At 71.1% G+C, this 17,770-nt stretch carries 20 protein-coding genes; 12 read left to right on the top strand and 8 right to left on the bottom strand.

Features of this window, described 5'->3' with window-relative positions; all coding sequences use genetic code 11:
* The first annotated feature begins 44 nt into the window (after positions 1 to 44).
* From ADL12_RS44815 to ADL12_RS44825, 3 genes are read left to right on the top strand one after another with little or no spacing between them, the layout of a single operon-like run.
* Positions 45 to 812 carry an ABC transporter ATP-binding protein gene (locus ADL12_RS44815; RefSeq protein ID WP_425265218.1) on the top strand — a complete coding sequence of 256 codons (768 nt, stop codon included), beginning with the start codon at positions 45 to 47 and terminating at the stop codon, positions 810 to 812.
* The gene (locus ADL12_RS44820; RefSeq protein ID WP_062714386.1) at positions 812 to 3,268 is read left to right on the top strand and encodes an ABC transporter permease; all 2,457 of its coding nucleotides are present in this window, start codon (positions 812 to 814) and stop codon (positions 3,266 to 3,268) included. The genes ADL12_RS44815 and ADL12_RS44820 overlap by 1 nt, the downstream gene beginning before the upstream one ends.
* A gap of 56 nt (positions 3,269 to 3,324) precedes the next feature.
* Complete coding sequence (locus tag ADL12_RS44825; RefSeq protein ID WP_062714388.1) at positions 3,325 to 3,732, top strand: hypothetical protein; 408 nt, start codon at positions 3,325 to 3,327, stop codon at positions 3,730 to 3,732.
* Positions 3,733 to 3,842: 110 nt separating this feature from the next.
* Here ADL12_RS44825 and ADL12_RS44830 read toward each other — a convergent pair whose 3' ends face one another.
* Both ADL12_RS44830 and ADL12_RS44835 read right to left on the bottom strand, forming a co-directional pair.
* Positions 3,843 to 4,661 (bottom strand): SDR family oxidoreductase, encoded by an 819-nt coding sequence (locus ADL12_RS44830; protein WP_062714390.1) that lies wholly within the window; start codon positions 4,659 to 4,661, stop codon positions 3,843 to 3,845.
* A gap of 64 nt (positions 4,662 to 4,725) precedes the next feature.
* Positions 4,726 to 5,679, bottom strand: a complete 954-nt coding sequence (locus tag ADL12_RS44835; protein ID WP_062714392.1) for an NAD-dependent epimerase/dehydratase family protein — start codon at positions 5,677 to 5,679, stop codon at positions 4,726 to 4,728.
* Between the two features lie 152 nt (positions 5,680 to 5,831).
* Here ADL12_RS44835 and ADL12_RS44840 point away from each other — a divergent pair, with 152 nt between their 5' ends.
* Positions 5,832 to 6,791, top strand: coding sequence for a D-2-hydroxyacid dehydrogenase family protein (locus ADL12_RS44840; protein ID WP_062714393.1), 960 nt, complete (start codon positions 5,832 to 5,834; stop codon positions 6,789 to 6,791).
* A gap of 40 nt (positions 6,792 to 6,831) precedes the next feature.
* Here the strand turns inward: ADL12_RS44840 and ADL12_RS44845 are convergent, their stop codons facing one another.
* The 5 genes from ADL12_RS44845 to ADL12_RS44865 form a co-directional block, all read right to left on the bottom strand.
* Positions 6,832 to 7,428, bottom strand: coding sequence for a DUF2087 domain-containing protein (locus tag ADL12_RS44845; RefSeq protein ID WP_062714395.1), 597 nt, complete (start codon positions 7,426 to 7,428; stop codon positions 6,832 to 6,834).
* Positions 7,429 to 7,529: 101 nt separating this feature from the next.
* A complete protein-coding gene (locus tag ADL12_RS44850) occupies positions 7,530 to 8,390 on the bottom strand; it encodes a tyrosinase family protein (RefSeq protein WP_062714397.1) in 861 nt (286 codons plus the stop codon).
* Positions 8,374 to 8,871 (bottom strand): tyrosinase cofactor, encoded by a 498-nt coding sequence (locus ADL12_RS44855; RefSeq protein ID WP_062714399.1) that lies wholly within the window; start codon positions 8,869 to 8,871, stop codon positions 8,374 to 8,376. The genes ADL12_RS44850 and ADL12_RS44855 overlap by 17 nt, the downstream gene beginning before the upstream one ends.
* A gap of 101 nt (positions 8,872 to 8,972) precedes the next feature.
* Complete coding sequence (locus ADL12_RS44860; RefSeq protein WP_062714401.1) at positions 8,973 to 9,578, bottom strand: vitamin K epoxide reductase family protein; 606 nt, start codon at positions 9,576 to 9,578, stop codon at positions 8,973 to 8,975.
* Positions 9,572 to 10,318, bottom strand: a complete 747-nt coding sequence (locus tag ADL12_RS44865) for a glycoside hydrolase family 16 protein (protein ID WP_062714403.1) — start codon at positions 10,316 to 10,318, stop codon at positions 9,572 to 9,574. Before ADL12_RS44865 ends, ADL12_RS44860 begins: the two co-directional genes overlap by 7 nt.
* A gap of 257 nt (positions 10,319 to 10,575) precedes the next feature.
* Between ADL12_RS44865 and ADL12_RS44870 the strand changes: the two genes are divergently transcribed.
* The 4 genes from ADL12_RS44870 (at position 10,576) to ADL12_RS44885 (ending at position 12,504) form a co-directional block, all read left to right on the top strand.
* Positions 10,576 to 10,968, top strand: coding sequence for a hypothetical protein (locus ADL12_RS44870; protein WP_244188277.1), 393 nt, complete (start codon positions 10,576 to 10,578; stop codon positions 10,966 to 10,968).
* Between the two features lie 438 nt (positions 10,969 to 11,406).
* Positions 11,407 to 11,742: a hypothetical protein gene (locus tag ADL12_RS44875; protein WP_062714411.1), complete on the top strand. Its 336-nt coding sequence runs from the start codon at positions 11,407 to 11,409 to the stop codon at positions 11,740 to 11,742.
* A 60-nt stretch (positions 11,743 to 11,802) separates the two neighbouring features.
* Positions 11,803 to 12,123 carry a hypothetical protein gene (locus tag ADL12_RS44880; RefSeq protein WP_062714412.1) on the top strand — a complete coding sequence of 107 codons (321 nt, stop codon included), beginning with the start codon at positions 11,803 to 11,805 and terminating at the stop codon, positions 12,121 to 12,123.
* A gap of 60 nt (positions 12,124 to 12,183) precedes the next feature.
* Positions 12,184 to 12,504 (top strand): hypothetical protein, encoded by a 321-nt coding sequence (locus ADL12_RS44885; RefSeq protein ID WP_062714413.1) that lies wholly within the window; start codon positions 12,184 to 12,186, stop codon positions 12,502 to 12,504.
* A gap of 361 nt (positions 12,505 to 12,865) precedes the next feature.
* On the opposite strand, the gene ADL12_RS44890 is transcribed toward ADL12_RS44885, so the two are convergent.
* Positions 12,866 to 13,168: a hypothetical protein gene (locus tag ADL12_RS44890; RefSeq protein ID WP_062714421.1), complete on the bottom strand. Its 303-nt coding sequence runs from the start codon at positions 13,166 to 13,168 to the stop codon at positions 12,866 to 12,868.
* 423 nt (positions 13,169 to 13,591) lie between these two features.
* Between ADL12_RS44890 and ADL12_RS44895 the strand changes: the two genes are divergently transcribed.
* The 4 genes from ADL12_RS44895 to ADL12_RS54685 form a co-directional block, all read left to right on the top strand.
* Positions 13,592 to 14,731, top strand: coding sequence for a glycosyltransferase family 4 protein (locus ADL12_RS44895; RefSeq protein ID WP_062714414.1), 1,140 nt, complete (start codon positions 13,592 to 13,594; stop codon positions 14,729 to 14,731).
* Positions 14,728 to 16,194, top strand: a complete 1,467-nt coding sequence (locus tag ADL12_RS44900) for an exopolysaccharide biosynthesis polyprenyl glycosylphosphotransferase (protein ID WP_062714415.1) — start codon at positions 14,728 to 14,730, stop codon at positions 16,192 to 16,194. The genes ADL12_RS44895 and ADL12_RS44900 overlap by 4 nt, the downstream gene beginning before the upstream one ends.
* 6 nt (positions 16,195 to 16,200) lie before the next feature.
* Positions 16,201 to 17,586, top strand: a complete 1,386-nt coding sequence (locus ADL12_RS44905) for an O-antigen ligase family protein (protein ID WP_062714417.1) — start codon at positions 16,201 to 16,203, stop codon at positions 17,584 to 17,586.
* Positions 17,583 to 17,770 (top strand): hypothetical protein (locus tag ADL12_RS54685; RefSeq protein ID WP_425265219.1); only part of this gene is annotated, 188 nt, incomplete at its 3' end. The genes ADL12_RS44905 and ADL12_RS54685, both read left to right, overlap by 4 nt.

Consider the following 17,770-nt stretch of genomic DNA (forward strand, 5'->3'; position numbering starts at 1 on the left):
GTGGACCAGTGCTCCGCCCACCCGCCGTGCAGTGGAATCGATGCGTGACGACAACGAGGCAAACCGCGGTGCAGGACACGGTCGAACTTCACGGTGTGCGCAAGGTCCACGGCGCCGGCGGGCGCCAGGTGACCGCGCTGGACGGGGTCTCCATCGGATTCCCGCGCGGAACCTTCACCGCCATCATGGGCCCTTCCGGCTCCGGGAAGTCGACCCTGCTGCAGTGCGCGGCCGGGCTTGAGCAGCCGACCGACGGCAGGATCGTCCTCGCCGGCGTGGACATCGGTCAGCAGAACGAGAAGGAGCGCACCCAGCTCCGCCGTGACCACATCGGGTTCGTCTTCCAGGCCTTCAACCTGGTGGAGTCCCTGACGGCGGCGCAGAACGTCGAGCTGCCGTCCCGGTTCGCCGGCCGCAAGGTCAGCCCGGAGCAGGTCGCGAACGCGCTCGCCGCGGTCGGTCTCGCCGAGCGCGCCGGGCACCGCCCCAGTGAGCTCTCCGGCGGTCAGCAGCAGCGCGTCGCCCTCGCCCGGGCCCTTGTCACCCGCCCCGACGTCCTCTTCGCGGACGAGCCGACCGGTGCCCTGGACACCGTCACCTCCCAGGAGGTGCTCCGGATGATGCGGATGCTGGTCGACCGGGAGGGCCAGACCACCCTGATGGTCACCCACGACCCGGTGGCGGCGTCCATGGCCGACGTCGTGGTCTTCCTCAAGGACGGGCGGATCGCCGACCGCATCCAGCTCGACCGTCACTCCGGCGGCAACAGCGCCGCCGCAATCGCCACCCACATGGCCCGGCTGGAGGCGTGATGCTGATCCTCGCGAACGTACGCGAACGCTGGTCCGGCTTCCTCGGAGCCTTCGTCGCCGTCCTCGTCGGCGCCGCCCTGATCACGACCACACTGGTCATCTACGACTCCGCCCGGCCCAAGGTCCAGCCCCGTTACGCCGGCACCGCCGCCCTGGCCCTGCCCCAGCAGGCCGTCGACGCCGACGGCAGCCCCGAGGACCGGATGCCGTGGAGCAAGGCCGAGGCCGAGCCGCTGCTTGCCGGACTCGACAAGGTCCCGGGCGTGGCCGACGCCGTGGTGGACCGCTCCTTCTACGCCCAGGCCATCAAGGACGGCAAGCCCGTCACCGACGAGGGCGCCCTGGTGTCCGGGCACGGCTGGGGCAGCGCGCAGATGACGCCCTACAAGCTGGTCTCCGGCCGCGCCCCGAGCACCGCGGACGAGGTCGTGGTGGACCGCGCCCTGGGCGCGGCCGTGGGCAGCGAACTGACCGTCAACATCACCGAGGGCCGCAAGCAGTTCACCGTCGTCGGCACCGTGGACGGCCCCGGCTACTACTTCAGCGAGGCGTTCGCCACGCGGCAGGAGCCCGGTGTCGGCGCCATCGCGCTGGTCGCCGACAAGGGAGCCGACACCGGCGCGATCGTCAGCGCCGCGAAGAAGATGCTCGGCGACCGGGGCGACGTGGTCTCCGGCGACGGCCGGTCCGAGCTGCAGCCGCAGCACATCGAGCACAAGCGCTTCCTGGGCGTCCAGCTCATCAGTGCCATGGCCATCCTCGGCCTGTTCACCACGGTGTTCGTGGTGGCCTCCATGCTGGTCCTGGCGACCGGGATGCGGCGCCGCGAGATCGGCCTGCTGCGCAGCATCGGCGCCTCCCCTCAGCAGGTCAAGCGCGTGATCATCGGCGAGGCCGCCGTGGTCGGCCTGCTCGGCTCGATCGCCGGCTGTGTGGCCGGCGTGGCCGCCGCCCCGCTGCTGCGCTCCGTCCTCGACGGCCTGGAGGTGGCCCCGCCGGGCATGGAGGTCACCGTCGCCGCCTGGCCGTTGCTCACGGCCTCCGTGATCGGTGTCGGTGTCAGTGTGATCGGTGCCTGGACCGCCGGCCGCAAGGCCGCCCAGGTCGCCCCCATCGAGGCTCTCCTGGACAGCCGCTCCGCCAACAAGGGCATGGGGCACGGCCGTTGGATCGCCGGCCTCGCCATCCTCGGTGCCGGTGTGCTCCTCGCCCTCGGCACCGCCACCTCCAGCGCCGACAACCGCATCAACATGGCGATCTTCGCCACCATGACCCTGATCGTCGCGGCCGCTCTGCTCGCCCCCGTGTTCATCGCTCCCGTCAGCCGGTTCCTGACCGCCCCGTTCCAGCGCGGCGGCTCCGCGGGCCCGGTCCTGATCCGGGCGGAATTGGTCGCCAACCCGCGCCGTGCCGCCTCTCTGGTCGCCCCCGTGATCGCCGCCGTCGGTTTCGCGGTGCTGCTCAGCGGCATGGTGGAGACCATGCGGGTGGCCTACCCGGCGGGCGAGGCCCTGAAGGTCTCGGGCCAGACGATCGTCACCCCGGACGGCACGCCCGGGAACACCGACGAGGTCGTCGCCGCCAACCCGGTGGGCAAGGCCGCCCTGCCGACCCGCGCGTTCGTGGTGAAGGACGCGTCGGCCGCCAAGGCCGACAAGCACACAGAGCAGGCCGAGAACGCGGCCGGCGCCACCGTCCTGGACGTCCTGGGCAGCCGGGACCCGCGCTGGAGCAAGCCGGGCGAGGCCGTCCTCGGCGAGAGCACCGCCAAGCAGCTGGGCCTGACGAAGGGCCAGGAGGTTCCGGTCCGGTTCGCCGACGGCACCGCCGTCACCCTGCGCGTCGGCGCGGTCCTGCCCGACGACCCGGCCCGCGGTGCCTTCGTGGTCGCCCGCGACCTGGTCCGCGCCCACGACCCGGCCGCGCTCACCGACGACATCTTCGTCCCCGGCGACGCCAAGGCCTCCGCCGCCGTCCCCGGCACCGCCCTGCACGACGCCGCCGAGTACGCCCTGGCCGACTACCAGACCGACGCCAAGCTCACCGACAGCCTCGCCATGATGCTGATCATCATCGCCGTCGGCTACAGCGTGATCGCCGTCGCCAACAGCATGGCCATGGCCGCCCACGGCCGACGCCGCGACTTCGGGGTCATGAAGTCCGCCGGTGGCACCGTCGGCCAGCTGCTCCTGGTCTCGGTCGGCGAGACGTCCCTGGTCATCGTCATCGGCGCCGCCCTCGGCATCCTGGTGACCCTGCCCCCGCTGGCGGGCATGGCCTCCGGTCTCTCCCAGGCCACCTCGTCCGACGTGAGCCTGCACCTGAGCACCGGCACCCTCACCACCGCCGTCATCGGCACCCTCGTGGCGGCCGTCCTCGCCGGACTCGCCGTCACCGCGAAGACGCTGCGCGCCTGCGGGCAACGGCGGTGTAGAGATAGGCAAGAGCAGACGTAGCGAGCCGGTGTGGTGTGTCCGCGAGACATGTTTCCCAGAAGGATGAGGAGTTCACCATGCGGCGACTGCTATCGGCGGCACTGCTCGGCGCCTTGACCGTCGGCATCCCCATGACGGCGACATCCACGGCGTCCGCGGCGCCCGGCTGTATCAAAACGAGCGACACCCGTACTTGGGGACGCGGCGAGATCTCGGCGTGCTTCGAAGGCGGAGTGGCCAGGATCCAGGGCAACGTCGTGGATCTCCTGCCCGGTGGCGGACTGGGTGGCGCCGACGGGTACTGCGTCGCCTGGTACATCGAGTACGAGACCACGTCCGGTGTTGCCTATCAGCACTCGCCGCTGGCCTGTGGCCACCTGGGGCGTGTCGAGAGGACCTTCGACTACGACCCCTCGGCGGGCGAGTACGGGGTGAAGGGCATCACCGGCGTGAAGCGCGTCGTGCTCAACAACGTCTCCATATAGAGGGTGCGGCGCCGGTGCGTGGCGGAGGGCACGGACGCCGCCGTTCACGCACCGGCCCTCACGGCATGGGAGATCGCGAAGCGGCTGCGGCGCTCAGCAGCGGGTCGCCGTCACAGGTCGGAGCCGCCGCTGACGTCGAGGTACTGGCCGGTGACCCAGCGGGAGGCGTCGGAGGCGAGGAAAGCCACCACGTCCGCCACGTCGGAGGGATGGCCGATGCGGTCGAAGACGGACAGCGCGGCCAAGGCGGCCCGCGCCTCGGGCGTCGTCCTGCGCCGGGCGTTCATGTCCGTCTCGATGAATCCCGGCCCGACCGTGTTGACGGTGATGCCGCGGCCGCCGAGCTCCTTCGCCAGGCACAGGGTCATCGTGTCCAGCGCGCCCTTGGACATGGCGTACGCGACGGACTCGGGGAAGGAACGCCGTGAGGCGAGCGAGGAGATGTTGATGACGCGCCCGCCGTCACGCATCCGCGGCAGCGCGCCCTGTACGAGGAAGAGCGGCGCCTTGGCATTGACGGCGATCATGCGGTCGAAGACCTCGGGAACCGTCTGACCCACCGGCCCCGAACCGCTCACCCCCGCGTTGTTCACCAGGATGTCGAGCGATCCCTCCACGTCGGCGCCCACATCGCCCCCCTCCCCCGGCGCCCCCCGATCCCTCCGCTCCGCGCGCAGCCCGGCGTCGAAGGCCGCGAAGACGGCGTCGGCATCGCCCGGCACCCCGAGCTCCGCCTCGACCGGGAAGGCGCGCCCGCCGTTCTTGCGTATCTCCGCCACGACCTCCTGGGCGGCGGCCGCGCTGTGGCCGTAATGGACGCCGACGAGCGCCCCGTCGTGGGCGAGCCGCCCGGCGATGGCTCTGCCGATGCCTCGGCCGGCCCCGGTGACCAGTGCGATCTTGCCCGTCAGTGCGTGTGGGGTATCCATGAAGACCTTGTGTGTCGAGGGATCAGGGGAATGTCGAGGAATCAGGGGACTGACAGTGTGCCCGTCACCGGTCCACGAACTCCCGGTACCACGGGGCGTGTTCGGCGAGGCTCCGTGCGAACCCCGCGCCGGGATCGGCGCCGACACCGCTCCAGAACCCGTCGTCCGCGAACCAGTGGTCCACGGCGAGCATGCCGAGGTGGTGCAGCGCGCGCGGCTGCCCGGCGAGCCGGGTCCGGGCCTCCTCGATGTCCAGCGGCGCGCCCGGCAGGCGCAGGCCGAGCCGGTCGGCCACCGTGTCCAGCAGTTCCGAACAGTCCACCGGCTCCGGGTGGCTGACGTGATGCACGCCCGCCCGATCCCGGTCCGACAGCCCGGCTGCGACCACCGCACGCCCCAACGCCCGTACGTCGACGACGGAGTGCCGGGTGATGCAGCCCTTCAGGCGGGCCGACAGCAACCCCAGTAGGCGGGCCAGCCCGGGCACCACCCATCGGTCGCCGGTGCCGAGCACGAGGTGCGGGCGCAGTACGACCCCGCCGGCATCCAGGACATGCCGCTCGGCGGCGGCGCGGGAACGGCTGGTCGGCGAGGCCGGGGCGAGCGGCAACTCGCCGGGAAGCGCGCCGGTGAAGGGGCCGCGGCCGTACACGGCCGCCGTACTCACGTGGACGACACGGGTCGCACCGGCGCGCGTCGCCTCCTCGACGAGGGCGCGGGTGCCGTGGTCGTTGACGATCCGGGTGAGGCGTTCGTCGTCGCCGATGTGGGAGGCGCAGTGCAGTACGACGTCGACGCCGTCGCAGACACCGCGCAGGGACGCCGGGTCGGCGAGGTCGGCGCGTACGACGTCCGGCGGGGCACCGGCGCCAGGGCCGCCGCCCGGTGGCGGGCTCCCGGGGTCGCGCAGCAGGAGCCGGATCCGGGACGGAGTCACATCCTGCGACTCCTTCAGGGCCGCGACGACATGACGTCCGATGAAGCCGCCGACGCCGGTGACGAGGATGCGGGGTGACAAGGTGAGTTCCTCCCTGCCGGCCAGTGGGGGGACGATGGCGGGGTACGCCGGGCCCGTGCATCGTGACCCTCACGGTACTGCGCAAGGCCTCGCGCCCTTCCCGCAGCCCACTTCCGTACAGTCGTCCCATCTGGCCATGGAAAGGAACCACCGTGCGGCTGCGCTGTGCTGTGCTCGACGACTTCCAGAACGTGGCGACGGAGGTCGCCGACTGGTCTCCCCTCGCGGACGACGTGGAGGTCGTCCCCTTCACGACCCACTTCCCCGACGAGGACGCCCTCGCCGCGGCCCTCGCCGACTTCGACATCGTCGTCACACTGCGGGAACGCGTCCCCTTCCCCGCCGCTCTGATCGCCCGTCTCCCCCGGCTGAAGCTGCTGATCGCCTCCGGTATGCGCAACTCGGTCATCGACTACGCCGCCGCCGAGGCGCACGGCGTCACCGTCTGCGGCACGGCAAGCTCCTCGACCCCGCCCGTCGAACTCACCTGGGCCCTGCTGCTCGGCCTCGCCCGCGGCATCGTCGAGGAGAGCAACGCCCTGCGCTCCGGCGGCCCCTGGCAGCACACGGTCGGCGCCGACCTGCACGGCCGCCGCCTCGGACTGCTCGGCCTGGGCAAGATCGGCAGCCGGGTGGCCCAGGTCGGTCTCGCCTTCGGCATGCACGTCAGCGCCTGGAGCCAGAACCTCACCAAGGAGTACGCCGACGAGGTAGGCGTCCACCTCGCCGCCTCCAAGGAGGAGTTGCTCGCCGACAGCGACTTCGTCTCCGTCCACCTGGCCCTGAGCGACCGCACCCGCGGCCTGCTCGGCGCGCCCGAACTCGCCCTGCTCAAGCCGACGGCATACCTGATCAACGCCTCACGCGCGGCGATCGTCGACCAGGACGCCCTGCTCACCGCCCTGCACGAGGGCCGTATCGCCGGCGCCGGGGTCGACGTCTTCGACATCGAGCCCCTCCCCGCCGACCACCCGCTGCGCACGGCTCCCCGCCTGCTCGCCACGCCCCACCTGGGCTATGTCTCGCAGGCCAACTACGCGACGTACTACGGCCATGCGGTCGAGGACATCCAGGCGTACCTGGCGGGTTCACCGGTACGACAGCTGCCCTGAAGTCCCTGGAGCCGTCGGTCCGACGGCGATCCGACGGCGGTCAGGCGATGTCGGCGTCCCCGGCGTGCGCGGCCTCGACCGGCCGCCGGTAGATCCCCGCGCTCCGGTGCAGATGGTGCAGGTCCACCAGATAGCGCCGGAGCGTCACATGGTCGATGTCGTCGCTGTCCTCGCACCAGACGCGCAGCTTCTCGTTGACAGCCCGCTCCGGGTAGGCGACACCCGGCTCGAAGGTCTGCTCGGCGATGTACCGCAGCACCAGCTTCTTGCGGTTCCACTGCGCGGGCAGCCGGACCAGCCGCCCGTCCCGGACGAAGGTCCGCAGGATCAGGTCGGTCCGCTCGTCCCCCAAGGCAGGGCTCCCGGCGGCCGCGGAGTCGTACTCCCGCTGCGCCGCCTCCCGCGCGTACTCCCTGAACAGGCCGTACGCCACGCCCAGTGACCCGTCGTCCCCGGCCGTCACCACGCCCTGCTCCCGCAGCCGGAGCAGCGCCAGGGCCGTCTCCTTCGGGGACAGCCCCGCCGCCCGGGCGACCTGCTCGCTGCTCCCCGCGCCCAGCGCCACGGCGGCGAAGGCACGTACCCGGCTCTCCTCGGCGAACAGCCGGATCAGTTGTTCCGTCGGATCAGTAGCCATGTTCGGAGGCTAGTGGACGTGGGCCGCGGAGCTGAGCGATTTTCCGGCGGGCGCGGCGGGCTCGGCGGGACAGGACAGGACCGGACAGGGCCAGGCGTGCCTCACTCGTACCGGTAGATCTGGGACATGTCCTCCATCTCGTCCGGAGTCATGTCCCACGGCGGCAGCCGCTCGTGCCGGGCGACGATCCGGCCGTACTGCTCGCTGTTCCTGCCCGGCGGCTTCGCCGGCAGGTAGCGGTGTTTGCGGTGGCGCCGCTGCCAGCGTTGCCACTGCATGTCCACGAAGGCGTGGACCAGCCAGAAGACGGGGTCGTTGACGGACGCGCCGCCGAGCATGACACCCCCGACCCAGCGGTGCACCCGGTTGTGGTTGCGCCATACGACCCGGCCGCTGCCCCACCCCTCCATCTTGTTGCGGAAGCCCTTGGTGACCGTCGAGTCCCACGGGGCGACGTCATAGACGGGGTCCTTCAGCGCCCAGTTCAGATCGTCCCGGGTGGGCAGGTCGATCGGATCGCGGGGGCGGCCCAGGTTCCGGGTGAGGAACTCGACGTTGGTGATGCTCTCCCTGATGGTCCAGTTGCCCGTCCGGTAGGCGAACGGCCCGGTCATCACCTGCCGGTCCACGGGCCGCCCGGTGCCGCCGAGCAGATCGTCGCTCCACGGCACCGAGGTGGGCGAACGGTCCCGGGTCCAGTCCCAGTACGGCACCGTCACCGAGGGGTCGACACGCTGCAGGGCGCTCTCCAGGTCCAGCACGAACTGGCGGTGCCAGGGCAGGAAGGAGGGCGTCATATGGGCGGCGCGCAGGCCTCGGTCGCCGTCGCCGACGAAGTGCTCGATGTGCAGCCGTACGAACTCGTCGTACTCACCGCTGCGTTTGAGCTCGAGCAACGCCTCGACGAACCGTCGCCTCTCGGTGCGCGTCAGCTTGCTGACGTTCTTACGCACGTACACCATGCTCCGCCTCCATGTGCAGGTGCCCGCCGTGGAACGGCCCGGGGGCCAGGTCGAGCAGCCGTCGGCGGGGCCCGAGTTCGTCGACGGCCGCGCGGGTCGCCTCCAGCGGGGTCCGGTACCAGCTGTAGTGGTCGACCATGCTCAGCCAGGTACCGTCGGCGCGGCGCATCAGGTGCAGCGGGCGGCCGTCCACGGTGACGCGCCAGGGGGCGCCGAGGGCGCTGAGGTCCTCGAAGGGAAGCGGGGTGCCCTGGATACGGCGGCCGCGGTAGGTCTCGTCGAAGGGGGTGTCGGACTCCTGGTGCCCCTCCGCGGACCGCGAGGGCCGGGATGCGGCGAGCACCGGCGTGAGCGCCACGGCGGCGGAGGCGAGCAGCATCCGCGCGGCCTCCCGCCGTGTCCGCCGCTCCGGCTCGCTGCTCACCGGGGTGCCCGCCCCTTGTACAGCACCCACCGACACTCCGTCTGCGCTGACGGCCATCGCTCACTCCTCGTACGGTTCGGCTGTTCGTACGAGTAACCGTCCAGGACGTCCCACGGTCACCGCCGGAACGCCCATACGGCGGTGTCACCCGGTCGGCGTCAACTCGTCCAGAAGTCCCACCAACGGGTGAGGATCAGCATGCCGACGATCCCGATGTGCAGCAGCGGAAGTACCCAGGTGAACTCCCCGAAGAAGGCCTTCACCGGACCCGGCGCGGGCAGGAAGGCGTTCCGCACGAGGAAGGAGGTGAGGTACCAGAACAGCAGGATCGTCGCGAGCCAGGCCAGGCAGCACCACAGGCACAGCGCGTTGATCCGGTACAGGGACTCGAACTGCAGCCAGGAGACGACCCCGATCCCGAAGAAGCATCCGGCCTCGAAGGTCAGCCAGTACCACCGCGGGAAGGCCGCCCCGGCCAGCAGGCTCATGCCGACGCAGATCACGATGCCGTAGGCCACCAGGCCCAGCATCGGGTTGGGGAACCCGAACGCCTCGGCCTGGTCGCTCTCCATCACACTGCCGCAGGACACCACCGGGTTCAGGCTGCAGCCCGGGACGAAGTCCGGGTCCTGAAGCAGCTCGAACTTGTCGAGGGTGATCACCCAGGAGGCCAGCAGCCCGGCCGCCCCGGTGAGCACCAGCAGCAGGGCGAACGCCCGGCCGCCGCCCGCGGTCCGCCGCGCGCGCGGTGCCGGGGTCACCACCGCGCGGCCTCGCGGTGGACGCGGAGGTAGTCGACGCCGAAGGTGATCGGAGCCGGTACGCAGGGTGCCGGGTGGTACTCGCCGGCGCACACCGACAGGTTCAGGATCAGGTACGCCGACCAGTCGGCGCCGACGCCGGTGCCGTCGGAATGGACGCACGCGCCGTTGACGTACCACTCGACGGAACACGCGCCGTAGCCGGTGCCGATGGTCACCCACCTGTCCGGGGCGATCGCGTCCTCGTCGGTGTAGTACGTCGAACCGCAGTCGACGTGGTTGACGTGGTTGGACAGCTCCAGCAGGTGCGGGTTGTCCGGGTGGTACTCGAAGGAGTCGATCTCGTTCCCGCCGTCCTTCCAGGTCCACAGCGCCGGCCAGGCTCCGGTCCCGGACGGCAGTTTGACGCGGGTCTCGACGTAGTCGCCGGTCCTCACCCGGAAGCCCTCGTCGGAGTACTCGGTGGTGAGCAGGCCGGTGTGCCAGGCCTGCCGGCCGTTCTCCAGGGTGTGGCCGGACGGGGTGGCGGTGAAGGTGGCCACGCCGTCCGAGACGGTCACCGAGTCGGGGGTGAGCCAGTCGAGCTTGTTGTCGTCCGGGTTGTGATCGCGGTAGCGGTAGGCGCTCGATCTGTCGCCGACCCATCTGGCACCCCAGGCGATCGGCGTGCTGAACTCCTCCGACCAGATGAGCGATCCGCCGGGGGGCGTGGTCGGCATGCGCTTGGCGCTGTCGGTGGTCATGGCGGCGAGGGTAATTCCTCTAGCGGATCGTGTTTCGGATCGCGTTTCGGATCGTGCATGCGGTCGACCGAGCCGGACGCACCATACGATCAATCGATTCGCCGACCAGATACCCGTCCCTCCGAATGCCTCTGTGCATTCCATTCTTCACTCCTGCATTTTTCACGCGTATGGAGCAACGCGTCACTTTTGCAGCGGCCTTGGACTGCTATGTTCTCCAACCGTCGGATCAGAGGTACTTTCAACCGAGGTGAATCATGAAGAAGGCAGTTTTCACCACTGCTGCGTTGGCCATCGGTGCGGGTCTTGTGGGTGGCTCCGCCGCTGCGGCGGCGGCCGCCGGGGGATCGGGAGTCTCCACCAGCCCGATCGGGGGGCTCATGTCCCCGACCAAGGTGAGCCCGGCGATCCTGCCCGCCGCCGATGCCGTGACGCGACTGGCCCGCGAAGGCGGTGTTGCGAAGGGCAGCGCGTTCGACAAGAACAAGTCCGGGGGAATGACCGGCATTTACCTGGACGGAATGGACCCGGACGCTGCCAAGAGGCCCACGATTCCGGTGAAGAACCCGGCCGGAAGCGGCGATGTCCAGGTGCACCCGCTGCACGCACCGACCGCCACGGGTCTCGGTACCTTGCTCCCCAAGAAGTGAGGGCCTTCACCCCGTCTGTCCGCGGGACGGGGCTGGGCCCGGAATTCTGAGACTCTGATCCGGTTCTCGGCGGCCGGAGCCCGACAGCAGGCCCAGACGCTGGATCCGGACCCGCAGCTCCACCTCCGCACACGGCCGGCCCGTAAGCCCACTGCACCCGCGCATCATCTGTCCGGCCCACCGGCCCTCCCCCTGCCGGTGGGCCGGACGCACGTCGGCCTGTCGTTCCGGCCGGCTCCATTCGGCCCAACGAAACCGAAAAACGCCCGGGAACTCGGACAGGAATGAGCGCAAAGCGGTTTGTCACGGCGGGCACGCCGCATTGCGCCATCCGAAGGAATCTGGCCACGTTTGAATGTTCCCACCGTGACTTAGACGTGCATATACGGGTTTCCTTTTCGTAAGCGTGCGCAACCGTGAATTCAGGAAGGAACCGAGTTGTCCAAGAAGTTCGCGGTCATCACGGCCCTCGCCCTCAGCACCGTCGTCGGAACCGCCGGCCTTGCCTCTGCTGGTGAATACGACGGCAACGGCAAGACCACCACCGTCAAGGGCGGCGATGGCTTCTCGACTGCCCCCGTCGTCGTCAACGCCCCCCAGCAGGGCATTCTCGTCGTCAACGGCACCGTCGTCGACGGTCGCTGCCTCGCCCCGTGGTCCAACGGAGCCGTTCTCGGCGGCGTCGTCCCACCGAACTCGCACTACGCCGCCTGCAACACGGCCGAGGTCAACCAGGCGCAGAACGCCCCGTACGCGGGCGGCCTGCTGTTCTGACCTCTGCTCCGAATTCGCAGCACCTGAACCACCCCAACGCAGCCCCGAAAGGCGCAACTCATGCGTAAGAAGGTTACGGCCATCTCCGCTCTCGCGGCAGGCATCGCCCTCGCGACCGGCGGCACCGCCGCGGCCGACGCCGACACCACCACCGTCAAGGGCGGTAGCGGCTTCTCGACGTCCCCGGTCGTCGTGAACGAGCCCCAGCAGGGCGCCGTCATCGTGAACGGCACGGCCGTCGACCTGCGCTGTGCCGTGCCGTGGTCCAACGGAGCCGTCCTCGGCGGCGTCGTCGCACCGAACTCGCACTACGCCTCTTGCAACACGGCCAAGATCGACCAGTCGCAGAACGCCCTGTACAAGGGCGGCCTGCTGTTCTGACTCCTGCTCCGAGCATTCGGAGCAGGTAAATCCCGAACGCAGCCCGGAAAGGCTCAACTTATGCGTAAGAAGGTTACGGCCATCTCGGCCATCGCCGCGGGCATCGTCCTCGCGACTGGCGGCACCGCCGCGGCCGACGGTGACACCACCACGGTCAAGGGCGGTAGCGGCTTCTCGACGTCCCCGGTCGTCGTGAACGAACCCCAGCAGGGGATCGCCGTCGTCAACGGCGCCCTCCTCGACGCTCGCTGCCTCGCCCCGTGGTCCAACGGAGCCGTTCTCGGCGGCGTCGCTGCTCCGAACTCGCACTACGCGGCCTGCAACACGGCCAAGGTCGACCAGGCGCAGAACGCTCCGTACGTGGGCGGCCTGCTGTTCTGAGCAGTGCTCCACTCGATGGCGGCCTGCCGGGTTTCCGGCAGGCCGCCATCGGCTTTTGTGCACGGAGATTTCGGTAACAAACTCGTGGGCCCTGTCCGCATCGGTGCGCAGACAGGGCCCACATGAGGGAGCGCCAACAAGGAGGAATGAGCGCCCATTCGATGGGACTAACGGAGCTGGGCCATCCGTGGTCACCCTGATTCCTTCGTTTGGCCCAACGGGGCACAGCTCAAAAGCAACACATCAAAAGCAATTGCGCTCCCCGAACATGCCGAAGGGCCGGCTCCGAGGATGCGGAGCCGGCCCGGAACGTCGAGCCGATGGGCGACGAAGTCGAGGAACGAATCGCCTACCTGGTCGCCTACCTGATCGGGAGTCCGCCGAGCAGCTGGCCGTCGACGGGGTTCGGCAGCGTGCCGCCGAAGACGGGGGTCTTCACCACGGACGACTTCTTCACGCCCTGCTTCACGCCGTCCGCCGTGCGCTTCACGTTGTTGCCCACGTAGCCCGTCGGCAGCTTGGCGGCGTTGGGGAGGCTGCGGGCGACCGTCTTCCCGTTGTCGACGAGGCCCGACGCCGGCATGTCGACCGCGGCGGCGGGACCGGCCACTCCGGCGACAGCGAGGGAGCCTGCGACGACGGCGGCAGCCTTCAGGTTCTTCATCATGTTCCTTTCGTGGGGACTCGACTTCCGTAACTCGCGCCCACCGGAAGGGATTTCACGCCCCGGGCGTCGCGAGTGACTCGGTCTCGGTTCTCCTGGGCTAACGACAGGGGATCCCCGTGGAAACTCTGCTGCCGACAAGTTGCAGGAACTCATACGAAAAGACCCGCTGCGTCGCGGGCGCGGGAGTTTCAGATCATGTGATCACCAGCCGGTCACCCCGAACGGCCCATGGCACCAAACGGGTGGTCCCGCGCGAGAAACTACTCAGAAAACGCGATCATTCCAACATCGTTGACCGGTTGGCAGATAAATATGGATAAGTGGCTGGTGCTGCTCGTCCCATGACTCCAGGAAGCCGAACGCGAGCCACACATCGTGTTGCTGGTTCGGACTCTTTTCTTCGGAAGGGCAGCCTCGGTCATGCGCAGTTCCGTGCCGCACATTCTGCATGTCGCCCAGCCCGTCGAGGGCGGAGTCGCGCGGGTCGTGACGGATCTGGTGGCGGCACAGCTCGCCGCGGGGATGCGGGTGACGGTGGCCTGTCCGCAGGGCGGCATGCCGGCGGAGGCCCTGCGCGGGCCGGCCTGCACGGTGCTGCGCTGGGACGCGACCCGCTCGCCGGGGCGTCGACTCCCGGGCGAGGTACGGGCGTTGGCGCGGCTGGTGCGCGAGGTGCGGCCCGACCTGGTGCACGCGCACAGCGCGAAGGCAGGGCTCGCGGCCCGGCTCGCGGTACACGGCCGCCTTCCGACCGTCTTTCAGCCGCACGCCTGGTCGTTCGAGGCCGTGGACGGCGTCATGGCGCATCTGACGCGGGGCTGGGAGCGGTTCGGGGCGCGGTGGGCGACGCGCGTGCTGTGTGTGAGCGAGGCCGAGCGGCGTACCGGGGAGCGGTGCGGGATCGCCGCCGAGTGGCGTGTGGTCCCCAACGGTGTGGACACCCACAGGTTCCGGCCGGAAGGAGACAGAGCGAGCTCCGGGGCGGGGCCGCTCGTCGTGTGCGTGGGCCGGCTGTGCCGCCAGAAGGGGCAGGACGTGCTCCTGGCGGCCTGGCCCGAAGTGGTGCGGCGGGTGGCCGGCGCGCGGCTGGTGCTGGTCGGCGACGGCCCGGACGCGGCGCGGCTGCGCTCGGGGGCGCCCGCGTCGGTGGAGTTCGCCGGCGCGACCGCCGACGCCGCCCCCTGGTACCGGGCCGCCGACGTCGTGGTCCTGCCGTCCCGTTGGGAGGGCATGGCGCTCGCCCCGCTGGAGGCCATGGCGTGTGGTCGGCCGGTCGTCGTCACGGACGTCGCCGGGGCGCGCGAGAGTCTTCCGCCCGGCCATTCGCCGTCCTGCCTGGTGCCGCCGGAGGACCCCGGCGCGCTGGCGCGGGCGCTCACGGCGTTGCTGCGGGACGAACCGCTGCGCACGGCGCTGGGCGCACAGGGCCGGGCACATGTGCTCGTCGCCCACGACCTGCGGCACACCACGGACGCAGTGGCCGACGTGTACCGCGAGTTGCTCGGCATCGCCGTCACGCCGGCCGCACCTGACGAGGGCAGGAAGTGCATCACCACATGACCGCGGAAAGCACCGTCGCCACGCCCGCGGGGCAGCAGCCGCCATCCCGGGACTCCGGTTCCGTTCTCGGCCCGCGCGGCCTCGGCGCCGGACGCCGGGCGCCCGCCGGCCGGGGTGCCCGGCGTCCGCGGCGGGTCTTTGGGGCCTGCCTGGGGATCGTCGACGGCGGCGCCGCCCTGCTGGGCGCCCTGGTGGTGCCCGCGCCGCACAGGTATCCGCTGGTCTTCGCACTGCTGGCGCTCGGTGTGATCGGGCTGAACCGGCGGGCCTCGTTGTACGACACCTCTGTCGTCCCCGGCGCACTCGACGAACTCCCGGCCGTCTGTGGCCGGATCGCCGTCGGCTGGGCGGCTGTCGTGGCGCTTTCCCCGCTGCGGTCGCTCCCGACGGCCGTGCTGGTCGTCGCTGTCGCCGTGCACGGTGCGGCGGCCTGCGCGGGGCGCGCGGCGGTGCACGGCGGTCGGCGCCGGGTAGTGCGGCGCCGGCCCTGTCCCGCCCTGGTGGTCGGGCCGGTCGCGGCGGCCCGGCGGGTCGCGGCCGCGTTGCTGCGCCAACCGGGCTGCGGGGTACGGCCGGTGGGTGTCATCGCCGACGACGTGGAAGTCCTCGGCGACATCGACGACGAGCCCGGTCTGCCGGTCCTCACCACGGCGCAGGACGCGCGTCGGGCGCTCATCCAGAACGGTGTGGAGGCGGTGCTCGTCGTAGGTGCCGCGACCCGGGTGGAGAAGGCCGCGGTGCTGCGGGGGCTGGCCGCGTACGGATGCGTGCTGTGGGAGCTGGACGCCGACTCCCCGTGGTACGGACTGGGCGGGCGCCGCGAGGGGGCGGGTCATCTGGCCGGTTTCTCGCGCAGGTTGCTGTGGCCGAGGAGCGGGCGGCGGCGCGGCAGCGCGGGCAAGCGGGCGCTCGACGTGGTCCTTTCGGGCTCGCTGCTGGTGCTGGCCGGCCCGGTGCTACTGGTGTGCGCGGTCGTGCTGCGGGTCATGGACGGGCCGGGCGTGGTGTTCCGCCAGGAGCGGATCGGCAAGGACGGGCGGCCGTTCACGATGCTGAAGCTGCGCACCCACCGGCCCGCCAGCGCGCACGAGGCGGCGACGCGCTGGAGCGTGGCGAACGAGCAGGACATGAGCCGCTTCTGCCACTTCCTGCGCCGCACCTCGCTGGACGAGCTGCTGCAGCTGTGGAACGTCTTCCGCGGTGACATGAGCCTGGTCGGCCCGCGGCCCGAACGGCCTTACTTCGTCGCCAAGTTCAGCCAGGCCCATCCGGGCTATCCGGCCCGCCACCGGATGCGGACCGGGATGACCGGGCTCGCCCAGATCCACGGGCTGCGCGGTGACACCTCGATCGAGGACCGGTGCCGCTACGACAACGCCTACATCGACAACTGGTCGCTGTGGCAGGACGTCTGCATCCTGCTGCGCACGGCGGCACAGTTCGTACGCCCGACGGGGAGCTGAGCGCCGGTGAGCACATCCTCGGCGGCCTCTCCCCCGCTCGCACCGCCGCTTCCGGCGCTGCCGCCGCCGCTGCGCCGGGCCGGCTCCGTGCTGCCCGTCCTGTCCGTCCTGCCGGTCGTGGCGGTCGTCGTCCTGCTGGGGCTGCCGGTCGCGTCGGGCAGCGCCGCCACACCCGCCGACGCGGCCTCGGGGCTGGTCGTGCTGTGGGCGGTCGTGGACACCGTACGGCGGGCGCGGCGCCCGCTGACGCGGACGGCGGCTCTCGTGCTGGGGCTGCCCGTGGTGGGCATCGCGGTCGCCGCGGCGGGGGCGGTGACGGCCGGCGACGCGGTCACCGGACTGGCCCGCTACCTGCAGGTGTTCGTGCTCGTCCCGGTCGCGGTGGTGCTGCTGGTGCGCGACCGGCGGGGTGCCCGGCTGGTGCTGTGGTCCCTGGTCGGCCTCGCGCTGTGGCAGGGGGCCATCGGGGTGCACCAGTACCTCACCGGGACCGGGGCCCTGTACCAGGGAGCCGACATCCGGGCGGTCGGCACGTTCGGGCCGTCCGACGTGATGGGGATGGCGAGCGTCGTCGCGTGCGGCGTGGTGGCCGCGACCGGTCTCGCCCTCGGGACGCGGGCGCGGCGGCTGGGGGTCCCCCCGCCCGAAGGGTGGGGGAGGCTCGTGGCGGTCGGATGTGCGCTGGCCCTGCTCGTGCCGCTCGCGCTGTCCTTCAGCCGGGGTGCCTGGATCGCCACGGCGGTCGCCTGCGGGGCGCAGCTCGTGCTGGTCGGCATGCGGCCGGCGGTGAAGGTGTTCGCGGCGGCGGTCGCGGCCTCGGTGGTGCTGGTGGGCGGGCTCGGCGTGGGCGCCGCGGCCTTGCAGGAGCGGCTGACCAGCATCACCCAGGTCGCCGAGGCGCCGGACCAGTCGGTCGTCGACCGGTACACCATGTGGGCGGCGGCCGCCGACATGTGGCACGGGCACCCGGTGACGGGCGTGGGGCTGAAGGCCTTTCCCGCACACCGGGACGGCCATGCCTCGCTGGCGCTGTCGTCGGGCAGCGACACGCAGGGAGCGGGGCAGGCCTTCCGGCGCCAGCCTCTGCTCTCCCCGCACAACATGTACCTGCTGCTGCTCAGCGAGCAGGGCCTGCTGGGTCTGCTCACGGTGGCGGGCAGCTGGCTGGCCCTGCTGGTGTGCGCACTGCGCCGGCTGCGGCGCAGCGGACGCGCCCGCGACGTTGCGCTCCCGGCCTGCGGGCTGCTGCTGTGGCAGCTCGTCAACTTCCTGTACGCCGACATCGGCGGCCCCTCCACCGTCCTTACGGCGATCTGCTTCGGCCTCGCCGCCTGGTGGGCACTGGCACGCGTCGGGACGACGGCCCCGGCCGCGGAAGCGGGCCCACGATGAGGCTCCGCCCGGCGATGCCCGAGGACACTCCCGACCACGGGCCCGGCATGGCCGTCCCGCGTCTCGTCGAGGACACCCGCCCCAAGCACCCGCCCACCGCGAACAACCCCGTCCCAACCGACCACGACCCCGGCCGCCCGGTCGGCACGAACGCCCCCCACCCGACAGCCGCCCACCCCAACAC

Source organism: Streptomyces regalis (assembly GCF_001509475.1).
GTDB classification, from domain to species: domain Bacteria; phylum Actinomycetota; class Actinomycetes; order Streptomycetales; family Streptomycetaceae; genus Streptomyces; species Streptomyces regalis.